Raw genomic sequence first — 21,594 nt, 5'->3', positions numbered from 1 at the left:
GGTGCACCTAGCGACCGATGGGGACCACCATCTCCACCACCGCCTCGACGGCCAGGCGCGGGGAGGTGAGGACGGGCAGGTCCAGGTCCCGCAGCAGCGGAGCGGCACCGATCATGCTGGCCTGCGCCAGCACGACGACGTCCACCGGCGGCCGGAGGGCGCGCACCTCGCGCCGCACGGTGTCGGCGACGCTGGCCGAGTACGTCTCCAGGTCCCCGGACTCGAAGGAGGGCCACGCGTCCAGGCAGCGGACCTCGACGAGCTGCACCTCGCGGCCGGTGGCGGCCGCGGACTCGTGCAGCAGCGGCCGCAGCGCGGCGGCCGCGTCGTCCAGGGAGCTGACGAGGGCGATGCGCCGTCCGGCCAGGACCGCGGCCTCGGCCATGGGCCGGTCCACGCGCAGCACCCGCACGCCGACCTCGGCCCCGACGCGCTCGGCCTCGGGGCCGGTCTCCGAGCACGTGGTCAGCACCAGCTCGGCGCCCTCGGCGACCAGGCGGCGCAGGCGGTCCGCCAGCGCGTCCCGCACGCTCGCCGCGCCGCGTGCGCGGGCGGCGGCGAGCAGCCCGGTGTCCACGAGGTGCAGGCCGGCGACGGTCTCGTCGCGCTGGTGCAGGAGGTCCCTGAAGGTGCGCACGTGCGCGTGCGCGGTGTGGAGGAAGCCGACGGTGGCCACGGGGTGAGGATGCCAGGCGCGGGTCCTCGGGGCAGCACCCACCCCCGGTACGGCGGCGAGCGTCACCCGGCCGGTGCAGCGGCGGCCGCGTCCAGCCGGTGCAGGGCCCGCCTCACCACGTCGGGGGAGTCCGTCACCCAGAAGGCCGGCAGGCTGCCGCGCAGGAAGCCGCCGTAGCGGGCGGTGGCCAGCCGGGGGTCGAGGACGGCCACGACGCCGCGGTCGCCCGCGGCGCGCACCAGGCGCCCCGCGCCCTGGGCCAGGCGCACGGCGGCGTGGGCGGCGGAGACGGTGAGGAACCCGTTGCCGCCGGCGCCGTCCACGGCGCGTGCGCGCGCGGACATCAGCGGGTCGTCCGGGCGCGGGAAGGGGATGCGGTCGATGACGACGAGCTGGCAGCTGGCGCCGGGGACGTCGACGCCCTGCCACAGCGACAGGGTGCCGAACAGCGACGTCGCCGGCTCCTCGGCGAAGCGGCGCACCAGGCGCGGCAGCCGGTCGTCGCCCTGGCACAGCACGGTGCGCCCGGTGCGCTCGCGCACCCCGGCGGCGGCCTCCTCCGCGGCGCGGCGGGAGGAGAACAGCCCGAGGGTGCGCCCGCCGGCGGCGTCGACGAGGGAGGCCAGCTCGTCGAGGACGGCGTCCGGCGGGCCGGTGCGCCCGGGGGGAGGCAGGTGCCGGGCCACGTAGAGGATGCCCTGGCGGGGGTAGTCGAAGGGGCTGCCGACGTCGAGCCCCGTCCAGCCGGACCGCTCCCCCTCGCCCCGGCGCAGCCCGAAGGAACCGGCGACCGGGTCGAAGGAACCGCCGAGGGTGAGGGTGGCGGAGGTGGCCACGACGGTGCGGTCGGTGAACACGCGCTCGCGCAGGAGACCGGCCACCGACAGCGGCGCCACGTGCAGCGAGGGGCCTCGTCCGCCGGGGCCGCCCGCGGTGATCCAGGCGACGTCGTGCTCGGAGCCCTCCGCGAGGCGCTCGGCGACGGTGAACACCTCCTGCACGGCCGCGCGCGCCAGGTGGCGGGCACCGCGGGTCTCGGCGTCCTCCTCCTTCGCGGCGCCGTCGGAGGCGACCTTGAGGTCGCTCAGGGCGGTGCGGGCGCCGTCGCGCACGGCGGTCACGGCGGTGGCCAGGGCCGCCGGCCAGGTGTCCAGCCGCCCGGGGGCGCTGTCCTGCAGCGCGGCGTCCAGCGCTACCCCGGCGTCCTCCAGCGCCTCGCCGACGACGCCCGCCGAGCGCCGCAGCCGGCGGGCCGCGGCGCTCAGGACCGTGCCGGAGAGCTCCGCGGTGGCGACCGCGGTGACGCGGTCGGCGAGCTCGTGGGCCTCGTCGACGACGAGGACGTCGTGCTCGGGCAGCAGCTGGCCGGAGCCCTCCAGGGCGTCGATCGCCGTCATGGCGTGGTTGGTGACGACGACGTCGACCTCCCGCGCCCTCGCGCGAACCCGCTCCGAGAAGCACTCGGCGGCCACGGGGCAGCGCTGCCCGCCCAGGCACTCGCGCGCCGAGACGGACACCTGCCGCCAGGCGCGGTCGCCCACGCCGGGCTCCAGCTCGTCGCGGTCACCGGTGCGGGTGGTCGCGGCCCACTCGCGCAGGCGCACCACCTCCCGTCCGAGCCGGCCGGAGTCGGAGCTGCCCGCCCCGGGCTCGCCCGCGGGGGCGGCCACGTCGAAGAGCGCGGCCTCGTCGGCGGGGAAACCGCCGTCGAGCTTGTTGCGGCACACGTAGTTCGCGCGGCCCTTCAGCAGCTCCCAGGTGGGCTCCCGGCCCAGCTCGGGAGCCAGGGCGCGCGCCAGGCGCGGGAGGTCCCGTTCGACGACCTGCGCCTGCAGGGCGAGGGTGGCGGTGGTGACGACCACGCGGGAGCGCTCGCGCACGGCGTGGGCGACGGCGGGCACCAGGTAGGCCATGGACTTGCCGGTGCCGGTGCCGGCCTGCACGAGCAGGTGCCGCTCGTCGCGCACGGCCTCGGCGACCGCGCGAGCCATCCGGGCCTGCCCGTCGCGGCGCTGCCCGCCGAGCGCGTCCACGACGACGCCCAGCAGCTCGGCGGCGCCGGCACCCCCGGCCTCGCCGGACGCACCGGCCTCGCCGGACGCACCGGCCTCGCCGGACGCACCGGCCTCCTCGTGGACCTGCTCGGTGCTGGGCGCGCTCACCGGACCATCCTCGCCGACGAGGGGTGGTCCTCCCGCCACCGTCCACACCGCGCGCCCGGGGTCCCCGGGCGCGCGGTGCTGTGGAGAGCGCGGCTCAGGCGCGCGCGGCGCTGAGCCGGTACGGCCCCAGCTCGGCGGCCAGGCGCGGTCGCACCCGTGCCCGGAGCCGGGTGCCGGAGGCGGTGTGCTCCTCCACGAGGACCTGGCCGGTGGTGTGCACCCGGTGCACCAGCTCGCCGCGGTCGTACGGCACGCACACCTCGACCTCGACGTCCGGCACGGGCAGCAGCTCCGCGATGCGCTCGCGCAGCTGCTCGACCCCCTCGCCGGTGCGGGCGGAGACGACGACGGCGCCGCGCTCGCGGGCGAGCAGGCGCTGCAGCACCTCCGGGTCGGCCACGTCGCACTTGTTGACCGCCACCAGCTCCGTCACCTTGTCGGCGCCCACCTCGGCGAGCACCGTGCGCACCGCCGCCAGCTGCCCCTCGGGGTCGGGGTGGGAGCCGTCGACGACGTGCAGGACGAGGTCGGCCTCGGCGACCTCCTCCAGGGTGGAGCGGAACGCCTCCACGAGCTGGTGCGGCAGCTGCCGCACGAAACCGACGGTGTCGGCCAGCGTGTAGGGCCGCCCCTCGGGCGTCTGCGCGCGCCGGACCGTGGGGTCCAGGGTGGCGAACAGCGCGTCCTCCACGAGCACCCCCGCCCCGGTGAGGCGGTTCAGCAGCGAGGACTTGCCCGCGTTGGTGTAACCGGCGATCGAGACCGACGGCACCGCGCGCGCCACGCGCAGGGAGCGCTTGGCGTCGCGAGCCGTGCCCATGCCGCGGATCTCCCGGCGCAGCTTGGCCATGCGGGAGCGGATGCGGCGGCGGTCCAGCTCGATCTTCGTCTCACCGGGACCGCGCGAGCCGATCCCCGCACCGCCGGCGACGCGGCCACCGGCCTGGCGGGACATCGACTCGCCCCAGCCGCGCAGGCGCGGCAACAGGTAGTCGAGCTGGGCGAGCTCGACCTGCGCCTTGCCCTCCCGGCTCTTGGCGTGCTGGGCGAAGATGTCGAGGATCACGGCCGTGCGGTCGACGACCTTGACCTTGACGATGTCCTCCAGCCCGCGCCGCTGCGACGCGGTCAGCTCGCCGTCGCACACGACGGTGTCGGCGCCCTCGGCGGCGACGAGGTCCGCCAGCGCGGCGGCCTTGCCCGCGCCCAGGTAGCTGGCGGGGTCGGGGTTGCTGCGCCGCTGCAGGACGCCGGCGAGGACGTCGGAGCCGGCGGTCGCCGCGAGCGCCGAGAGCTCCTGCAGGGAGACCTCCGCCTCCTGGCGGCTGGAGTCGGCGCTGGACCAGACCCCGGCGAGGACGACGCGCTCCAGGCGGAGCTGCCGGTACTCGACCTCGGTGACGTCGGCCAGTTCGGTGGACAGCCCGGCGGCGCGGCGCAGCGCGCGGCGGTCGGCCAGGTCGAGCTGGTCGCCGTCGTAGTCGCGCTCGTCCGCCGCCTCGCCACCACTCGTCGGGACCGCCGTGTCGTGGCCGGCGAGGATGCGGGCCAGGGCGCGGTCGAAATCGGTGTCGCGGTCCACCTCGCGCGCGTCGCCCGGCACGGTCTCGTGCAGGTCGTCGTGCGCGGTGCCCGGCGACTGCTGCGTCGCGGACGGGCGGGCCGGCGAGGAACGGTGGTTCATGGACCTCCCAGGTCGTGCGGTCCCTCACGGGTCGAGGTACCAGCATCCAGCTCAACGACCCGGGGGTCCACGCAATTCCGCGCGGCGCGCCGGGGCTCCGGGACGGCCCCCGCCGCGCCCTACCCTCGTCGCGTGGTCAGCAGCGGGACGCAGCAGCAGGACGGCGAGCACTACTTCACGGCCCGGCCGGCCGCCCCGGACGAACGGCGCGAGGTGCGTGTGCGGCTGGCGGGGCGGGAGGTGGCGGTGCAGACGGCGCCGGGCGTCTTCAGCGCCGAGCGCGTCGACCCGGGCACCGCGGTGCTGCTGCCGCTCGTGCCCGACGAGCCGGACGCCACCGGCGACGTGCTGGACCTCGGCTGCGGGTGGGGACCGGTGGCGCTGACGCTGGCGCTGCGCCAGCCGCGGCGGCGGGTGTGGGCGGTGGACGTCAACGAGCGGGCCCTGCACCTGCTGCGGGGCAACGCGCAGCGCCTGGGCGTCGAGGTGCGCGCGTGCCTGCCCGACGAGGTGCCGGACGACGTGGCGTTCGAGCGGGTGTGGTCCAACCCGCCGATCCGGGTGGGCAAGGAGGCCCTGCACGCGCTGCTGCTGCGCTGGCTGCCGCGCCTGGCCCCCGGCGGCGAGGCGCACCTGGTGGTGCAGAAGAACCTCGGCGCGGACTCCCTGCACCGGTGGCTGGACGCGCAGCTGCCGTCCGTGCTGCCGGGGGCGGGGACGACGCGCACGACGTCCTCGAAGGGCTTCCGGGTGCTGACCGTGCGGCGCGGCTGAGCGAGCCCGTCCGGGTCCGGTCGGGGTCCGGTCGGGCCCCGACGGACCTCAGGCGGGTTCGGTCAGCAGCTGCGGCGCCAGCCTGCCCGTCGCGACCAGCACGGCCGGCCCGGTCAGCCAGACGGTGCCCTCCACCAGGGTGGAGCCCCGCCCGACGGTGACGACGACCTCGCCGCCGGGCACCTCCACCCGCCACACGTCCGGCGAGCCGGGCCCCGCCCAGGCGCGGGTGGCCAGCGCCGCCGCGCACGCGCCCGTGCCGCAGGAGCGGGTCTCCCCCACGCCGCGCTCGTGCACCCGCATGCGCACGTCGCCGATGTCGGCGACGTGGTCGCCGGTGACGTCCACCGCGAGCAGCGGCACGACGAGCTCGACGTTGGTGCCGTGCGGGGGCGCGGGGTCCACCTGCGGGGCGTGCACGAGGTCGGCGTGGACCAGTTCCGAGGCCTCGGCGAGCGCGACGACGGTGTGCGGGTTGCCCAGGTCCACCGACAGCGCCGGGCGCACCACGCCGTCCAGGCCCGCCACGGCGACCCGGGCGTCGGAGCCGTCGGCCAACGCGCGCTCCCCGCCGGTCAGGCGCCAGGGGCCCATGTCGGCGGTCCAGCGCCCGTCGGGTTCGCGGCGCAGCCGCTTCAGCCCGGCCCGGGTGCCGACGCTGAACCAGCGACCGTCCCCCGCCTCGGCGGGCAGGTGACCCTCGGTGAGCAGGAACTCGGCGAACACCCGCACGCCGTTGCCGCACATCTCGGCGACCGAGCCGTCGGCGTTGCGGTAGTCCATGAACCACTCCGCCTGACCGGCGAGGTGCACGCCCGCGGGCAGGGCGGCGCAGCGCACGGCGCGGATCAGGCCGTCGCCGCCGATCCCGGCGCGCCGGTCGCACAGGCGCGCGACGACGTCCGGGGAGGGGTCCCAGGTCCCCTCGGGGTCGGCGACGAGGACGAAGTCGTTCTCGGTGCCGTGGCCCTTGGTGAAGGCGCTGCCGCTGGTGCCGGCGCCGCCGGCGGGGCTCTGCTCGCTCACGCGGCCGACTCTACGGCCAGCAGGTCGAGCACCCGCTCGGCCAGCTCGCGGGGGTCTGCGCCGTCGGGGGCGTCGAGCCAGCGCACCCGCCCGTCGCGGCGGAACCACGACTCCTGCTTGCGGGCGAAGCGGCGCGTCAGCCGGGCGGTCAGCTCGGCGGCCTCGGCCTCGGTGGTGGTGCCGTCCAGGGCGTCGAGGACCTGCGCGTAGCCGAGCGCGCGGGATGCGGTCAGGCCCTCGCGCAGCCCGGCGGCCTCCAGCCGGCGCACCTCCTCGACGAGGCCGGCGTCCCACATGCGCCGCACCCGGGCGTCGATGCGGGCGTCGAGCTGCTCGCGCGGCACGGCCAGACCGACCTGCACGGCCGGGCGCACGTAGCGCTGCTCGGGCAGGGACGCGGCGAACGGCTCGCCGGTGATCTCCCCCACCTCCAGCGCGCGCACGATGCGGCGGCCGTTGGAGGGCAGGATCGCCGCCGCAGCGGCCGGGTCGCGCGCGGCCAGCTCGGCGTGCAGCCGCTGCGGCCCCACCTCGGCCAGGCGCGCCTCCCACCGGGCCCGCACGGCGGCGTCGGTGCCGGGGAAGCGCATCTCGTCCAGGGCGGCGCGCACGTACAGCCCCGACCCGCCGACCAGCAGCGGGGTCCGGCCACGGGCGGCGATCTCCTCGAACGCGGTGCGGGCCAGGCGCTGGTAGCTGGCGACGTCGGCGGCCTCGGTCACCTCCAGCACGTCGAGCAGGTGGTGCGGCACGCCGCGCATCTCCGCGGCGGTCAGCTTGGCGGTGCCGACGTCCATGCCCCGGTACAGCTGCATGGCGTCGGCGTTGACGACCTCCGCCCCACCGGGCAGCAGGTGCGCCAGCGCCACCGCGACGTCGGACTTGCCGGAGGCGGTGGGGCCGACCACCGCGACCACGGGCGTCGCGGTCGGGTGCGGTGATCTCGACTGGCCCACGGGCCGATGGTGGCAGACAGTGGACGCGGCACGGACGCTGCACGGACGCTGCACGGACGCTGCACGGACGCGAGGAACGAGGAGGAGCCGTGGGCACCATGAAGTACCTGGGGCTGAAGCTGGACGAGGCCGTGGAGCAGGCCCGCGTCGCAGCGGAGCAGGCCCGCACCCGGGCGGGGGAGTTCGCGGGACAGCACTCCCAGCAGGCCGACACCGTCTTCCGCAGGGCCACGACGTTCGTCAACGAGCGCACCGAGGGCCGCTACGCCGGCCCGCTGGACCGCGCGACGAAGGTCGCGCAGACGGGCTGGCAGCGAGCCGCCGGTGTGCGTCCCGGCTTCGAGGGCTGGGGCACGCCGATGCGCGGCGGCACGCGCACCGACGGCACGCCGATGTCCGGTCCCGCCCGCTGAGGCGAGCGCACCGGGAGCACGATCCGCACGGGAACGAGCACGTCCGACACCTCGGGAGGACGAGATGACGATCCCCACCACACCGCCGACCACGCCGCAGCCGCCGAGCCCGGTTCCGCAACCGGGCACGCCGGGCCAGCCGCCGCAGCCGGACCCCGGCCCCACGCCGGGCCCGGACCCCGAGCCGGGCCCGGCCACGCCACCGCCGATGTGACACCGGCAGGACGCGCACGAGGGCCCCGCACCGTCCGGTGCGGGGCCCTCGTGCGTCGGCGGGCTCGGCCTCAGCGCCGGCGGATCGTGGGCAGCCCCAGCCCGACGGGCCGCGGGCCGGTGGCCGCAGCGGGCTCGGGTCGCGCCTGGCGGGCCTCCCACGCGTCCCCGGCGCGGGTGCGCCGCACCGCGAAGGTCTCGGTGGCGTCGGCCTCGAGGTAGTGCGGGGCACCGCGGCTGATCGTGACCGTGGCGACGTCCCCGGGGCGGGGCGCGGTCGTCCCCTCGGGCAGCGAGAAGTGCACGAGCCGGTTGTCCGGGGCGCGCCCCGACAGCCGCTGCGTGGCGGCGTCCTTGCGGCCCTCGCCCTCGGCGACGAGCACCTCGTAGGTGCGGCCCACCTGGGCGCGGTTCTCGGCGTAGGCGATCTCGTCCTGCAGCGCGGTGAGCCGCTCGTAGCGCTCCTGCACCACGGCCTTGGGCACCTGATCGCCCATGGTGGCGGCCGGCGTGCCCGGCCGCGGGGAGTACTGGAACGTGAAGGCGCTGGCGAAGCGGGCCTCGGCGACGACCTCCAGCGTCTGCTGGAAGTCCTCCTCCGTCTCGCCGGGGAAGCCGACGATGATGTCGGTGGTGATCGCCGCGTCGGGGATGCGCCCGCGCACCTCCTCCAGGATGGAGAGGAAGCGGGTGCGCCGGTACGAGCGGCGCATGGCCTTGAGCACGCGGTCGGAACCGGACTGCAACGGCATGTGCAGGCTCGGCATGACGTTGGGCGTCTCGGCCATGGCGTCGATGACGTCGCTGGTGAAGCTGGACGGGTGCGGGCTGGTGAAGCGGACCCGCTCCAGGCCGGCGATGCCGCCGGTGGCGCGCAGCAGCTTGCCGAAGGCGAGCTTGTCGCCGAACTCCACACCGTAGGTGTTGACGTTCTGCCCCAGCAGCGTCACCTCGAGCACGCCCTCGGACACCAGCGCCTCGACCTCGGCGAGCACGTCGCCGGGGCGGCGGTCCTTCTCCTTGCCGCGCAGCGACGGCACGATGCAGAAGGTGCAGGTGTTGTTGCAGCCCACCGAGACGGACACCCACGCCGCGTAGGGCGACTCGCGGCGGGTGGGCAGCGTGGAGGGGAAGACCTCCAGCGACTCCAGGATCTCCACCTGGGCCTTCGCGTTGTGCCGGGCGCGCTCCAGCAGCGCCGGCAGCGAACCCACGTTGTGGGTGCCGAAGACGACGTCCACCCACGGCGCCTTGCGGACGATCTCCCCGCGGTCCTTCTGCGCCAGGCAGCCGCCGACGGCGATCTGCATGCCCGGGCGGCGCTCCTTCACGGGCGCCAGGTGACCGAGGTTGCCGTACAGCTTGTTGTCGGCGTTCTCGCGCACCGCGCACGTGTTGAACACGACGACGTCCGGTTCAGCCGGGCCGTCGCCGCCCGCTTCGTCGAAGCGGACGTAGCCGGCGTCCTCCAGCAGCCCGGACAGGCGCTCGGAGTCGTGGACGTTCATCTGGCAGCCGAAGGTGCGCACCTGGTAGGTGCGGGGCGCCTGCTCGGGCGCGGCTGCCCCGACCGGCGCGTCGAGCGGGCCGGTCGGGCGGGGGACGGTGGGCGTGCTCATCGCCGTCCAGGGTAGGTCAACGCCCGGAGATCACGCTCGGGTCACGATCTGCCCGCATCCGTGGGCGTCCGGTGGGCACCGTGCACGGTGCCTGTACGTTCTGGCCGCATGAGTGACCCCTCCGCGGCCACCACCCCGTCCGGCGCCGCCGGCGCGCGCCGGCCGCTGGTGCGACTGGAGCACGTGGACAAGCACTTCGGCGCCCTGCACGTGCTGCGCGACGTGGACCTGACGGTCGCCGAGGGCGAGGTCGTCGTCGTCATCGGGCCCTCCGGCTCGGGCAAGTCGACGCTGTGCCGCACGATCAACCGGCTCGAGACCATCGACTCCGGCCGCATCACCATCGCCGGCGAGGACCTGCCGCAGGAGGGCAAGGCGCTGGCGAAGCTGCGCGCCGACGTCGGCATGGTCTTCCAGTCCTTCAACCTGTTCGCCCACAAGACCGTGCGCGAGAACGTCACCCTGGGGCCGGTGAAGGCGCGCGGGGTGAGCGCAGAGCAGGCCCGCAAGCGCGCCGACGAGCTGCTCGAGCGCGTGGGCGTGGCCAACCAGGCCGACAAGTACCCCGCGCAGCTGTCCGGCGGGCAGCAGCAGCGCGTGGCCATCGCCCGGGCGCTGGCCATGGACCCGAAGGTCATGCTCTTCGACGAGCCGACCTCCGCCCTGGACCCCGAGATGATCAACGAGGTCCTCGACGTCATGACGGGGCTGGCGAAGTCGGGCATGACCATGATCGTCGTCACGCACGAGATGGGCTTCGCCCGCCGGGCCGCCGACCGCGTCGTCTTCATGGCCGACGGGCAGATCGTCGAGGACGCCGAGCCGGAGACCTTCTTCACCGCCCCGAAGCACGAGCGCGCCAAGGACTTCCTGTCCAAGATCCTCACCCACTGACGTCCGGGCCGGTCACGACCGGCCCCGCAGCGGCGACCGCACGACCGACACGACCCAGGAGGACCCCATGAGGAAGACCCGCAGCGCAGCGTTCGCCGCCACGGTGACCGCCCTGCTCACGCTCACCGCCTGCGGTGGCGACGACGCCTCCACCGGCGCCGAGGGCGAGGTCGCGCAGCCGGAGGTGGACACCAGCGCCACCTTCGAGGCCGGCACGACGATGGCCGAGGTCCAGGAGGCGGGCACCGTCACCATCGGCACGAAGTTCGACCAGCCCGGTTTCGGCCTGGCCGACCTCGAGGGGACCCCCGCCGGCTTCGACGTCGAGGTCGCCGAGTACGTCGCCGCGCAGATGGGCGTGAGCCCGGAGGACATCGAGTGGGTGGAGGCGCCCAGCGCCCGCCGCGAGGACCTCATCGCCAACGGCGACGTCGACATGGTCGTGGCCACCTACACCATCAACGACAAGCGCAAGGAGCGGATCACCTTCGCCGGGCCGTACTACGTGGCCGGGCAGCAGATCATGGTGAACGCCGACAACACGACGATCACCGGCCCCGAGGACCTCGCGGCCAACCCGGACGTGAAGATCTGCTCGGTGACCGGCTCCACCCCGGCGGAGAACATCCGCCAGTACCTGGCCAGCCCCGACCAGCTCGTGACCTTCGAGGTCTACGACGACTGCGTCTCCGCGATGCAGAACGGCCAGGTCCAGGCGCTGACGACCGACAACGTCATCCTCACCGGCTACGTCGCCGAGAACGAGGGCGAGTTCAAGCTCGTCGGCGAGCAGTTCACCGAGGAGCCCTACGGCATCGGCATCGAGAAGGGGAACACCGCCTTCTGCGAGTTCATCAACGAGTCGCTGACCGAGATGGCCGAGAGCGGCGCCTACGAGGAGGCCTGGACGGCGACGGCCGGCCAGTACGAGGGCACCGAGGTGCCCGAGCTGCCCGAGCTGGACCCCTGCGCCTGACCCTCCGGGTAGACGCCCCCTGATCGCACGGAGGGGGACGAGGGCCCCGACGACGTGGCCGCCGTCCTCCTCCGTGTCCCACCCCACCCCGGAGGCCCTCACCCGTGGACCCCGTCCTCGAGAACCTCGGCCTGTTCGCCAGCGGGTTCCTGCGCTCCCTCGGCATCGCCGCCTGGGGGCTGCTGGGCAGCCTCGTCTGGGGCACGGTGCTCGCCGTCTTCCGCATCTCCCCCGTGCCGGTGCTGCGGGCCTTCGGCACCTTCTACGTGACCTGGCTGCGCAACACACCGCTGGCGATCGTGCTGTTCACCATGGCCTTCGGCATCCCGGCGGTCGGGATCAACGCCTCCTACTACGTGTTCGGCGTGGTGGGCCTCGTCCTGTACACCTCGGCGTTCGTCTGCGAGGCCGTGCGCTCCGGGGTGGCGACGGTGCCGACCGGCCAGGCCGAGGCGGCCCGCTCCATCGGGTTGACGTTCTCGCAGACGCTGGGGCTCATCGTGCTGCCGCAGGCGCTGCGCGCGGTGGTGCCGCCCGTCGGCAATGTCCTCATCGCGATGATCAAGAACTCGGCGGTCGTCGGCGCCCTGGGCGTCGGCGGGGACCTGTTCAGCGTCTACAACCGCCTCACCAGCGCCCAGGGGTACGCGGCGCTGCCCGTGCTCACCGGTGTGGCGATCGGCTTCCTCGTCATGACCCTCACGGCGAGCGCGCTGCTGGCGCTGTTCGAGCGGCGTGCGGCGGTGGCCCGGTGAGCGAACCCACCGCCGTCCTCTTCGACGCACCGGGCCCCAGGGCCCGGCGGCGCGCGTTCATCGCCAGCGTCGTGGCGGGCCTCGTGATCGCGGGCGTGGTGGCGCTCATCGTGCTGCGCCTGGCGGAGCGCGGGCAGCTCGACGCCGAGCTGTGGAGCCCGCTGGTCGACCCCTCCGACGAGCAGTTCGACGCGGTGTGGCAGCGCATCGGCGAGGGGCTGCTGGTGACGCTGCGCGCGGCGTTCTTCGCGGTGGTGCTGTCCCTGGTCATCGGCCTGGCCCTGGCCGCGGCGCGACTGAGCCTGGGCCGGGTGGCCCGGATCCCGCTCATCGGGGTCATCGAGCTGCTGCGCGGTCTGCCGGTCATCGTGTCGATCCTGTACGTCGACGTCCTGATGCGGGCGCTCGACGTCTACCAGGGCTCGGTGACGACCCTGGTGATCGCTCTCACCCTGTACAACTCGGTGATCATCTCGGAGATCACCCGGGCGGGGATCCTGTCCCTGCCCAAGGGGCAGGTGGAGGCCGGCCTGGCGGTGGGTCTGACCCGCGGTCAGGTCATGCGCACGATCCAGCTGCCGCAGGCGGTGCGCGTCATGCTGCCGGCGATCATCAGCCAGCTCATCGTCATCCTCAAGGACACGGCGCTGGCGAGCATCGTGCTCAGCCAGATCGAGGACCTCCTGAAGATCGCGGACCAGCTCGGCGGCTTCCTCGACAACCGCCTGCAGTCGTACTTCGTCATCGGCCTGATCTACATCGCGATCAACCTGCTGCTGGAGCAGCTGGCGAAGCTGGTGCAGCGGCGGATGTCCGGGCAGGGCCGCAGGCGACGGACCCGCGCGTCCACCGCCCCGGACGCGGAGCAGCAGACGGACACCGACGCCGCGGACCGGACGACCGGCACACGTCCCTGACTGCTCGCCCAGGCACGGCAGGAGGGCCGCCNGTGACGGGGTGGCGGCCCTCCTGCCGTGAGCCCCGTCCGGGGCCCGGGCTCAGATGCCGGGGTCGGTGGTGAACCGCGTCAGGACGGGCGGTGCGCTGAGCAGCTCACCGAGACGCGAGGCGCCCTCGGGGGTGGCGCGCCAGGCGCGGTAGGCGTCGTCGGCCTCCAGGGACTCCCAGCGCTCCAGCACCAGCACGTGCGCCTCGTCGGCGGCGTCGCGCAGGACGTCCACCCCGAGGTTGCCCTCGAAGGCGCGGGTGGCCTCGAGGGTCTCGGTGAGGACGGCGGGGGCGTCGGCGACGGCCTCCGGCTTCAGGTGCAGGTCCAGCAGGGACGTGATGCTCACGGGTCCTCCTCGTCGGGGCTGCGGGGAGGCTAGCCAGGTGGCGCGAAGAGCGCCCGCCGGGGTCAGTCGAGCGGGTCGGCGTCCACAGCGGCCTCGTCCTCCCCGATCGCCTCGCGCACCAGGCGCATGACGAGGCCCGGCGGGTAGCCGCGCCGGGCCAGGACACCGGCGAGCCGGCGCTGGCGCGCAGCGCGGTCCAGCCCTCGGGTGGCGGCCAGGGGACGGCGCAGGAGCTCGCGCGCCGCCTGCTCCTCGGTGGCGTCGTCGACGCCCTCCAGGGCGTCGCGCGCGGTCTCCTCGTCCACGCCCTTGCGGCGCAGCTCCTGCGCCAGGGCGCGCTTGCCGCGGCTGCGCGAGCGGGAGTGCACGTACGCCTCGGCGTAGGCGCCGTCGTCGACGAGGCCGACCTCCTCGAAGCGGTCGAGGACGTCGGTGGCGACCTGCTCGGGGACGTCCTTGGCGGCCATCTTCTCGGCCAGCTGGGCGCGCGTGCGCGGCGCCATCGTCAGCTGGCGCAGCGCGATGGCGCGGGCGACGTCGTGCGGGTCGGCCTCCCGGTCCGGGTTCTCCTCCGGACCGGGAGGCCGCTGACCGCGGGCACCTCGGCTCAGAACGCCACCGCGGGTTCGGCTTCGCCCTCGGCGGGGGCGTCGAGGCGGGCGCCGATGCCGAGCTTCTCCTTGATGCGCTTCTCGATCTCGTCGCCGAGGTCGGGGTTGTCGCGCAGGAAAGCGCGGGCGTTCTCCTTGCCCTGGCCGAGCTGGTCGCCCTCGTACGTGTACCAGGCGCCGGACTTGCGCACGAAGCCGTGCTCGACGCCGAGGTCGATCAGACCGCCCTCGCGGGAGATGCCGTGCCCGTAGAGGATGTCGAACTCGGCCTGCTTGAACGGCGGGCTGACCTTGTTCTTGACGACCTTGACGCGGGTGCGGTTGCCGACGGGGTTGGTGCCGTCCTTCAGCGTCTCGATGCGGCGCACGTCCAGGCGCACCGAGGCGTAGAACTTCAGCGCCTTGCCGCCGGTCGTGGTCTCCGGCGAGCCGAACATCACGCCGATCTTCTCGCGCAGCTGGTTGATGAAGATCGCCGTGGTGCCGGAGTGGTTCAGCGCACCGGTGATCTTGCGCAGCGCCTGCGACATCAGGCGGGCCTGCAGGCCGACGTGGCTGTCGCCCATCTCGCCCTCGATCTCGGCGCGGGGCACCAGGGCCGCCACGGAGTCGATGACGATGATGTCCAGCGCGCCGGAGCGGATCAGCATGTCCGCGATCTCCAGGGCCTGCTCACCGGTGTCCGGCTGGGAGACGAGCAGCGCGTCGGTGTCGACGCCCAGCTTGGCGGCGTAGTCGGGGTCCAGCGCGTGCTCGGCGTCGATGAAGGCGGCGATGCCGCCGGCCTTCTGCGCGTTGGCGACGGCGTGCAGGGCGACGGTCGTCTTGCCGGAGGACTCCGGCCCGTACACCTCCACGACGCGCCCGCGCGGCAGGCCGCCGATGCCGAGCGCGACGTCGAGGGAGATCGAACCCGTGGGGATGACCTCGATGGGCGGGCGGCTCTCGTCGCCCAGACGCATGACGGAACCCTTGCCGAACGACTTGTCGATCGCGGCCAGGGCGGATTCGAGGGCCTTCTCGCGGTCCGCAGGAGCGGGCATGTCCTCACCTCGGGTAGGGGTGGCCGACAGCTTCGGCCCGGTGTGTTCTTCCGACCCGGGGAACGCTACGACCCGCCTCCGACACGACCCGTGCACGCGGCCCGGCGTGTGGAGAGCGGGGCCGGACGGCCCCCTGTGGAACGGACGCGATCCTATCCGTACACGTGTTCGATTCCCAGCCCTCCGCCCGCCGGGTCGCTGTGGCCGGGGCGCTCCCCCTCCTAAGCTGCGCGTGCCCGCCGGCCGGTCGCCCGGCCGGACCACCGAGCAGCGACGGAGCGCACGTGAGCAGCAGCCACCCGACGGGCCGAGCACGGTTCCTGGACCAGCGCGGGCACGACCTGCTCGACCGCCACGCGCACCTGGAGCGCCTGGGCACCGGCAGCACCTGGGCCGAGGGCCCGCTGTGGCTGCCGCAGGAGCGGGCGCTGGTGGTCAGCGACATCCCCGGGGACCGGGTGCTGCGCTGGGACGAGGCGGGCGGGCTGCGCGTGGACCGCGAGCGCGTCGGCTTCACCAACGGGCGCACCCTGGACCACCAGGGCCGGGAGGTGTTCTGCTCGCACGGCCGGCGCTCCGTGGAGCGCCGCGAGCACGACGGTTCCACCACGGTGCTGGCCGACCGCTACGGCGGGGCGCGGCTGAACTCCCCCAACGACGTCGTCGTGGCCTCCGACGGCGCCGTGTGGTTCACGGACCCCCCGTACGGCATCAGCGTGCCCGAGGAGGGGCACGAGGGCTTCCGCGAGTACGGCGACAACCTCGTCTTCCGCCTCGACGCCGGCACGGGCGAGCTGCGGGTGGTCGTGGCGGACGTGGAGGAGCCCAACGGGCTGGCGTTCTCCCCCGACGAGTCGCTGCTGTACGTGGCCGACACCTCCGCCGCCGCGACGCCCGGCGGCGGCTCGAACCGGCTGGTCCGGGTCTACGACGTGCGCCGCGGCACGCCCGGCGGGCGCGGGCCGGACGCCCGGCCGGGCGGGCCGGTCGCCAAGAACGGCCGCGTCTTCGCGTCCATGGACCGCGGCCTGGCCGACGGCTTCCGGGTGGACACCGCCGGGAACGTGTGGACCTCGAACGGCGACGCCGTCACGGTCCTCGCGCCGGACGGGACGCGGCTGCTGGAGGTGGTCGTCGGCGAGGTCGTGGCGAACCTCTGCTTCGGCGGGCCGGAGGGCACCGACGTCTTCGTGGCGGCGTCCACGAGCCTGTACCGGCTGCGCACCCGCGCCACCGGCGCCGGCCTGTGGTGGCTGGGCGGCTGACCCCGCGAGCCGCCGCCCCGGCCGCCGCACCGGGGTGCGTCAGCGCTTCGGGGGCCGGTCCCTGCCCAGGCGCCGCTCGGGCGGCACGTCCATGGCGTCGCACAGCGCCAGCCACACCCGCTTGGGGTCCTCACCGGCGTCCAGCGCCTGCAGCGGCGTGCGGTCGTCCAGTGCCAGCAGCACCTGGTCGTGGGCGAGGGAACGCCCGTAGGCGCTGCCGAACTCGTCCTCCACCAGGGTCCAGAACTCGCTGACTCGCACGCGGGCAGGGTGCCACGCCGGCGCGGGCGCGAGCACGGCGGGCGAGGGCGGGCACGTGTCGGAGGCGGGTGCTGTGATGTGCCTCGTGTCCCCCCGCGCCGCGCGACCCGCCCCCGTGAGCACCACCGCGCAGGGCGCCGGCCGCGGCGCGGGGCCGGACGAGCCGCCCGGCGGGGTACCCGGCGCCGAGGAGGTCCTGGGGCGCTTCTCACCGGCGACCCGCGCGTGGTTCACCGGTGCCTTCGAGGCCCCCACACCGGCCCAGGTGGGCGCGTGGGACGCCGTCAGCCGCGGCCGGCACGCGCTGGTGGTGGCCCCCACCGGCTCGGGCAAGACGCTCTCGGCGTTCCTGTGGGCGCTGGACGGCCTGGCCGCCGAGCCGGTGCCGGAGGACCGGGACGTGCGCTGCCGGGTGCTGTACGTCTCGCCGCTGAAGGCGCTCGCGGTGGACGTCGAGCGCAACCTGCGCAGCCCCCTGACGGGCATCCGGCAGGCCGCGCAGCGCCTGGGGCTGCCGGTGCCGGACGTGCGGGTGGGCGTTCGCTCGGGCGACACCCCCGCCGACGAGCGCCGCTCCTTCTCGCGCACCCCGCCGGACGTGCTCATCACCACGCCCGAGTCGCTGTTCCTGCTGCTGACCTCCAAGGCGCGTGAGCAGCTGCGCGGGGTCCGCACCGTCGTGCTCGACGAGGTGCACGCGATGGCCGGCTCCAAGCGCGGGGCGCACCTGGCGCTGTCGCTGGAGCGCCTGGACGCCCTGGTCACCGCGGCCGGCGGCGAACCGGCGCAGCGGGTGGGCCTGTCGGCGACGGTCCGCCCCGTGCAGACGGTCGCCGAGTGGGTCTCCGGCGGGCGGCCGGTGACGGTGGTGCAGCCGGAGTCCACCAAGCGCTTCGACCTGCGCGTCGTCGTGCCCGTGCCCGACATGAGCGAGCTGGACTCCTCCGGCCGCGGCCCCGCCGACGAGGACGACCTGACCGGTCAGGCCGCCGGCGACCCGCGGCGGGCCAGCATCTGGCCGCACGTGGAGGAGCGCATCGTCGACCTGGTGGCCGGACACCGCTCCACGCTGGTGTTCGCCAACTCGCGGCGGCTGTCGGAGCGGCTGACCTCGCGCCTGAACGAGGTGTGGGACGAGCGCCTGGCCGCCGACGCGGAGACCGGCGAGGACGGCGGGGAGGGCGGCGGGGCGCCGGGCCCGGACGGGGTCGTGCGCCGGGCACCGGCGGAGTTCATGGGCGGGGCGGGGAGCGCGGCGGGCGCCCCGGCGGTGCTGGCGCGCGCCCACCACGGCTCCGTCTCCAAGGAGCAGCGCGCCGTCATCGAGGAGGAGCTGAAGGCGGGCCGGCTGCCCGCGGTGGTGGCGACCTCCAGCCTGGAGCTGGGCATCGACATGGGCGCGGTCGACCTCGTGGTGCAGGTGGAGTCCCCGCCGAGCGTGGCCAGCGGCCTGCAGCGCGTCGGGCGCGCCGGGCACCAGGTCGGCGCGGTCTCGCGCGGCGTGCTGTTCCCGAAGTTCCGCGGCGACCTGCTGCAGACGGCGGTCGTCGTCGAGCGCATGCGCGACGGGCGCATCGAGGAGCTGCGGGTCCCGGCGAACCCGCTGGACGTGCTTGCCCAGCAGGTCGTGGCGATGGTCGCGATGGACGAGTGGTCCGTGCCGGAGCTGCACGAGCTGGTGAAGCGGGCCGCGCCGTTCGCGACGCTCTCGCGCCCGGTGCTGGAGGCCGTGCTGGACATGCTGTCCGGCCGCTACCCCAGCGACGAGTTCGCCGAGCTGCGCCCGCGGCTGGTGTGGGACCGCGTCGCCGACACCCTCACCGGCCGTCCCGGCGCTCAGCGCCTGGCCGTGACCAGCGGCGGCACCATCCCCGACCGCGGCCTGTTCGGCGTGTTCCTGGCGAGCGGGGAGGGCCCGGGCCGGCGCGTCGGCGAGCTGGACGAGGAGATGGTCTACGAGTCCCGCGTCGGCGACGTCATCACCCTGGGCTCCTCGGCGTGGCGGGTGGAGGACATCACCCACGACCGCGTGCTCGTGACGCCCGCACCGGGCCAGCCCGGCCGGCTGCCGTTCTGGCACGGCGAGGCGCTGGGGCGGCCCGCCGAGCTGGGCCGGGCGCTGGGTGCCTTCGTGCGCGAGCTGGGCTCGATGGACGGCGGGTTCACCGGCGCGGCGGCCCGCGAGCGGGTGCTGGCCTCCGGCATGGACGAGTGGGCCACCGACAACCTCGTGGCGTACCTGGCCGAGCAGCAGGAGGCCACCCGGCACGTCCCCGACGACCGCACGATCGTCGTCGAGCGCTTCCGCGACGAGCTGGGCGACTGGCGCGTGTGCGTGCACTCCCCCTTCGGCGGCCAGGTGCACTCCCCCTGGGCGCTGGCGCTGGGCGCGCGGCTGCGCGAGCGCTTCGGGGTGGACGTGCAGGCCATGCCCGCCGACGACGGCATCGTGCTGCGCCTGCCCGAGGTGGACCTGCCGGAGGGTCAGACCCCCGACGTCGCCGACGTGCTGGCCCTGGAGGCCGACGAGGTCGCCGAGCTGGTGACCGCCGAGATCGGCGGCTCGGCGCTGTTCGCCGCGCGGTTCCGCGAGTGCGCCGCGCGGGCCCTGCTGCTGCCGCGGCGCCAGCCCGGCAAGCGCCAGCCGCTGTGGCAGCAGCGCCAGCGCGCCGCCTCGCTGCTGCAGGTGGCCAGCCGGTTCGCGAGCTTCCCGATCGTGCTGGAGACGGTGCGCGAGTGCCTCTCCGACGTCTTCGACGTCGCCGGCCTGGAGCAGCTCATGCGGGACGTCGCGGCGCGCAGGGTGCGCGTCGTGGAGGTGGAGTCGCAGCAGCCGTCGCCGTTCGCCCGGGGGCTGATGTTCGGCTACGTCGCGCAGTTCCTCTACGAGGGCGACTCCCCGCTGGCCGAGCGCCGCGCCGCCGCCCTGGCCCTGGACCCGGGCCTGCTGGCGGAGCTGCTGGGCCGCGGGGAGGGCGCGGCGCTGCGCGACCTGCTGGACCCGGAGGCCGTGGAGCGCACCGAGGCGGAGCTGCAGCGCCTGGCACCCACCCGCCGCTGCGCCGACGCCGAGGACGTCGCGGACCTGCTGCGGGTGCTCGGGCCGCTGACGACCGCGGAGGTGAGCGCGCGCAGCGGCCGCTCCGCACCCGACGAGGAACCGGTGGTCGTCGCCGAGGGGGAGGTGGCCCGCTGGCTGGTCGCGCTGGAGGAGGCGCGCCGCGTCATCCGGGTGCGCGTCGCCGGTGCGGAGCACTGGGCAGCCGTCGAGGACGCCGGCCGGCTGCGCGACGGCCTGGGCACCCCGCTGCCGGTCGGCGTGCCGGAGGCGTTCACCGAGCCCGTCGCGGACCCCCTGGCCGAGCTGCTCGGCCGGTACGCGCGCACCCGCGGGCCCTTCACCGTCGCCGACGCCGCCGCCCGCTTCGGCATCGGGCGGGCGGTGGCGCACGACGCGCTGCGCCGGCTGAAGACCACGGGCCGGCTCGTCGAGGGCGAGCTGCGCCCCGGCGGCAGCGGCCTGGAGCTGTGCGACGCCGACGTGCTGCGGGTCCTGCGGCGCCGGTCGCTGGCGGCGCTGCGCGCCGACGTCGAGCCCGTCGCACCGCGCGACCTGGCCCGCTTCCTGCCCACCTGGCAGGGCGTGGGCACGGGCCTGCGCTCGCGGTTGCGCGGGGTGGACGGGGTGCTGCGCGCCGTGGAGCAGCTCGCCGGGGCCGTCGTGCCGGCCAGCGCGCTGGAACCGCTGGTGCTGGCCGCCCGCGTGGAGGGCTACTCCCCCGCGATGCTCGACGAGCTGACCGCCGCCGGGGAGGTCGTGTGGGCCGGGCACGGCAGCCTGCCCGGCGACGACGGGTGGGTCTCCCTGCACCCGGCGGACCTGGCGCCCCTGACGCTGCCGGACCCGGAGGACTCCGGCGTCGACGTGGACACCGAGGTGCACCGCGCCGTGCTGGACGCCCTCGGCGGCGGCGGCGCCTTCTTCTTCCGGGCGCTGTCCGACGCCGTCGGCTCCACCGACGACGTCGCCCTGGCCACGGCCCTGTGGGACCTGGTGTGGGCCGGGCGCCTGACCAACGACACCCTCGCGCCGCTGCGCAACCGCCTCGGCGGCGGGCGCGCGGCGCACCGCACCCGGCGGGCCGCGCCCCGCTCCCGCTACGCCCGCCCCGGCTCGGTGCGCCGCCCCGGCGCCGGGCTGCGCGGCGTCGAGGTGCCCTCGCGCAGCGGGCCGCCCGCGGCCGCCGGCCGCTGGTCCCTGCTGCCCGATCGGGAGGAGGACACCACCGTGCGCGCGCACGCGGCCGCCGAGGTCCTGCTCGACCGGCACGGGGTGCTCACGCGCGGGGCGGTGACCGCCGAGCGGGTGCCGGGCGGGTTCGCCGCCGTCTACCGGGTGCTGGCCGCCTTCGAGGAGGCCGGGCGGGCCCGGCGCGGCTACTTCGTCGAGGGGCTCGGCGCCTCCCAGTTCGCGAACGCCGGTGCCGTCGACCGCTTGCGCGACACCGCACGCCCCCTGGGCGGCCGCAGCCCCTCCCAGCGCCGCGACGAGCAGGCCGAGGCGCGTCCCGGGGCGCTGGTGCTGGCCGCCACCGACCCGGCCAGCCCGTACGGCGCGGCGCTGCCCTGGCCGGAGCGGCCCGAGGCGTCGGCGGGCGCGAGCGGGCACCGGCCCGGCCGCAAGGCCGGTGCGCTGGTCGTGCTCGTCGACGGCGACCTCGTGCTCTACGTCGAGCGCGGCGGCCGCTCGCTGCTGTCCTGGAGCCCGGACCCGCAGGTGCTGCAGCCCGCCGCGGACGCGCTCGCCCTCGCCGTGCGCGACGGCGCCCTCGGCAAGCTCACCGTCGAGCGGGCCGACGGCGCAGGGGTGCTCACCTCCACCTCCCCGCTGGGCGCCGCGCTGGAGGCCGCCGGCTTCCACGCCACCCCCCGCGGGCTGCGGATCCGCACGTGACCGGCCGGTCCCGGCCG

The 21,594-nt window shown here is 75.5% G+C and carries 18 protein-coding genes; 8 read left to right on the top strand and 10 right to left on the bottom strand.

The window, feature by feature from the left end; genetic code table 11:
* Positions 1 to 7: 7 nt before the first annotated feature.
* The 3 genes from MN205_RS17840 to hflX form a co-directional block, all read right to left on the bottom strand.
* The gene (locus MN205_RS17840) at positions 8 to 676 is read right to left on the bottom strand and encodes an aspartate/glutamate racemase family protein (protein WP_242129675.1); all 669 of its coding nucleotides are present in this window, start codon (positions 674 to 676) and stop codon (positions 8 to 10) included.
* Positions 677 to 738: 62 nt separating this feature from the next.
* Positions 739 to 2,838 (bottom strand): ATP-dependent DNA helicase, encoded by a 2,100-nt coding sequence (locus MN205_RS17835; RefSeq protein ID WP_242129674.1) that lies wholly within the window; start codon positions 2,836 to 2,838, stop codon positions 739 to 741.
* Positions 2,839 to 2,932: 94 nt separating this feature from the next.
* On the bottom strand, positions 2,933 to 4,522 hold the full coding sequence (hflX, locus tag MN205_RS17830) for a GTPase HflX (protein ID WP_242129673.1): 1,590 nt from the start codon (positions 4,520 to 4,522) through the stop codon (positions 2,933 to 2,935).
* A gap of 132 nt (positions 4,523 to 4,654) precedes the next feature.
* On the opposite strand from hflX, the gene MN205_RS17825 reads away from it, so the two are divergent.
* Positions 4,655 to 5,296, top strand: a complete 642-nt coding sequence (locus MN205_RS17825) for a class I SAM-dependent methyltransferase (RefSeq protein ID WP_242129672.1) — start codon at positions 4,655 to 4,657, stop codon at positions 5,294 to 5,296.
* Between the two features lie 48 nt (positions 5,297 to 5,344).
* Here MN205_RS17825 and dapF read toward each other — a convergent pair whose 3' ends face one another.
* Together dapF and miaA are read right to left on the bottom strand one after the other, a co-directional pair.
* Positions 5,345 to 6,322, bottom strand: a complete 978-nt coding sequence (gene dapF / locus MN205_RS17820; RefSeq protein WP_242129671.1) for a diaminopimelate epimerase — start codon at positions 6,320 to 6,322, stop codon at positions 5,345 to 5,347.
* Positions 6,319 to 7,239 carry a tRNA (adenosine(37)-N6)-dimethylallyltransferase MiaA gene (gene miaA / locus MN205_RS17815; protein WP_374115981.1) on the bottom strand — a complete coding sequence of 307 codons (921 nt, stop codon included), beginning with the start codon at positions 7,237 to 7,239 and terminating at the stop codon, positions 6,319 to 6,321. Before miaA ends, dapF begins: the two co-directional genes overlap by 4 nt.
* Before the next feature lie 128 nt (positions 7,240 to 7,367).
* Between miaA and MN205_RS17810 the strand changes: the two genes are divergently transcribed.
* Positions 7,368 to 7,691 (top strand): antitoxin, encoded by a 324-nt coding sequence (locus MN205_RS17810; protein WP_242129669.1) that lies wholly within the window; start codon positions 7,368 to 7,370, stop codon positions 7,689 to 7,691.
* Positions 7,692 to 7,975: 284 nt separating this feature from the next.
* On the opposite strand, the gene miaB is transcribed toward MN205_RS17810, so the two are convergent.
* A complete protein-coding gene (gene miaB / locus MN205_RS17805; RefSeq protein WP_242129668.1) occupies positions 7,976 to 9,523 on the bottom strand; it encodes a tRNA (N6-isopentenyl adenosine(37)-C2)-methylthiotransferase MiaB in 1,548 nt (515 codons plus the stop codon).
* 108 nt (positions 9,524 to 9,631) lie between these two features.
* Here miaB and MN205_RS17800 point away from each other — a divergent pair, with 108 nt between their 5' ends.
* The 4 genes from MN205_RS17800 (at position 9,632) to MN205_RS17785 (ending at position 13,065) form a co-directional block, all read left to right on the top strand.
* A complete protein-coding gene (locus MN205_RS17800) occupies positions 9,632 to 10,417 on the top strand; it encodes an amino acid ABC transporter ATP-binding protein (RefSeq protein WP_374115971.1) in 786 nt (261 codons plus the stop codon).
* 67 nt (positions 10,418 to 10,484) lie between these two features.
* The gene (locus MN205_RS17795) at positions 10,485 to 11,393 is read left to right on the top strand and encodes a glutamate ABC transporter substrate-binding protein (protein ID WP_242129666.1); all 909 of its coding nucleotides are present in this window, start codon (positions 10,485 to 10,487) and stop codon (positions 11,391 to 11,393) included.
* A gap of 104 nt (positions 11,394 to 11,497) precedes the next feature.
* Entirely contained in the window at positions 11,498 to 12,148 is a 651-nt protein-coding gene (locus MN205_RS17790; protein ID WP_242129664.1) for an amino acid ABC transporter permease, read from the top strand.
* On the top strand, positions 12,145 to 13,065 hold the full coding sequence (locus tag MN205_RS17785; RefSeq protein WP_242129662.1) for an amino acid ABC transporter permease: 921 nt from the start codon (positions 12,145 to 12,147) through the stop codon (positions 13,063 to 13,065). Before MN205_RS17790 ends, MN205_RS17785 begins: the two co-directional genes overlap by 4 nt.
* Before the next feature lie 81 nt (positions 13,066 to 13,146).
* On the opposite strand, the gene MN205_RS17780 is transcribed toward MN205_RS17785, so the two are convergent.
* The 3 genes from MN205_RS17780 to recA all read right to left on the bottom strand — a co-directional run bounded on the left by MN205_RS17780 (position 13,147) and on the right by recA (position 15,097).
* Positions 13,147 to 13,443 carry an antibiotic biosynthesis monooxygenase family protein gene (locus MN205_RS17780; protein ID WP_242129661.1) on the bottom strand — a complete coding sequence of 99 codons (297 nt, stop codon included), beginning with the start codon at positions 13,441 to 13,443 and terminating at the stop codon, positions 13,147 to 13,149.
* Between the two features lie 62 nt (positions 13,444 to 13,505).
* Complete coding sequence (locus tag MN205_RS17775; RefSeq protein ID WP_374115980.1) at positions 13,506 to 13,967, bottom strand: regulatory protein RecX; 462 nt, start codon at positions 13,965 to 13,967, stop codon at positions 13,506 to 13,508.
* A gap of 83 nt (positions 13,968 to 14,050) precedes the next feature.
* On the bottom strand, positions 14,051 to 15,097 hold the full coding sequence (gene recA, locus MN205_RS17770; protein WP_242129659.1) for a recombinase RecA: 1,047 nt from the start codon (positions 15,095 to 15,097) through the stop codon (positions 14,051 to 14,053).
* A gap of 284 nt (positions 15,098 to 15,381) precedes the next feature.
* Between recA and MN205_RS17765 the strand changes: the two genes are divergently transcribed.
* On the top strand, positions 15,382 to 16,362 hold the full coding sequence (locus MN205_RS17765) for an SMP-30/gluconolactonase/LRE family protein (RefSeq protein WP_242129658.1): 981 nt from the start codon (positions 15,382 to 15,384) through the stop codon (positions 16,360 to 16,362).
* 39 nt (positions 16,363 to 16,401) lie between these two features.
* Here MN205_RS17765 and MN205_RS22090 read toward each other — a convergent pair whose 3' ends face one another.
* On the bottom strand, positions 16,402 to 16,623 hold the full coding sequence (locus MN205_RS22090) for a DUF3046 domain-containing protein (protein WP_242129657.1): 222 nt from the start codon (positions 16,621 to 16,623) through the stop codon (positions 16,402 to 16,404).
* A gap of 196 nt (positions 16,624 to 16,819) precedes the next feature.
* On the opposite strand from MN205_RS22090, the gene MN205_RS17755 reads away from it, so the two are divergent.
* The gene (locus tag MN205_RS17755; RefSeq protein WP_255820619.1) at positions 16,820 to 21,577 is read left to right on the top strand and encodes an ATP-dependent helicase; all 4,758 of its coding nucleotides are present in this window, start codon (positions 16,820 to 16,822) and stop codon (positions 21,575 to 21,577) included.
* The last annotated feature ends 17 nt before the right edge of the window (positions 21,578 to 21,594 follow it).

Origin of the sequence: Kineococcus sp. TRM81007 (assembly GCF_022669155.1) — a bacterium.
Taxonomy (GTDB): Bacteria; Actinomycetota; Actinomycetes; order Actinomycetales; family Kineococcaceae; genus Kineococcus.
The sequence above is the reverse complement of the archived record's forward strand: the minus strand, read 5'-3'. Positions and strand labels throughout refer to the sequence as shown.

What these genes read in the sequence shown, in the direction of transcription:
- MN205_RS17800 (WP_374115971.1), top strand. Translation starts at nt 9,632, where the DNA reads ATGAGTGACCCCTCCGCGGCCACCACCCCGTCCGGCGCCGCCGGCGCG.
- recA (WP_242129659.1), bottom strand. Translation starts at nt 15,097, where the DNA reads ATGCCCGCTCCTGCGGACCGCGAGAAGGCCCTCGAATCCGCCCTGGCC.
- miaB (WP_242129668.1), bottom strand. Translation starts at nt 9,523, where the DNA reads ATGAGCACGCCCACCGTCCCCCGCCCGACCGGCCCGCTCGACGCGCCG.
- MN205_RS17795 (WP_242129666.1), top strand. Translation starts at nt 10,485, where the DNA reads ATGAGGAAGACCCGCAGCGCAGCGTTCGCCGCCACGGTGACCGCCCTG.
- hflX (WP_242129673.1), bottom strand. Translation starts at nt 4,522, where the DNA reads ATGAACCACCGTTCCTCGCCGGCCCGCCCGTCCGCGACGCAGCAGTCG.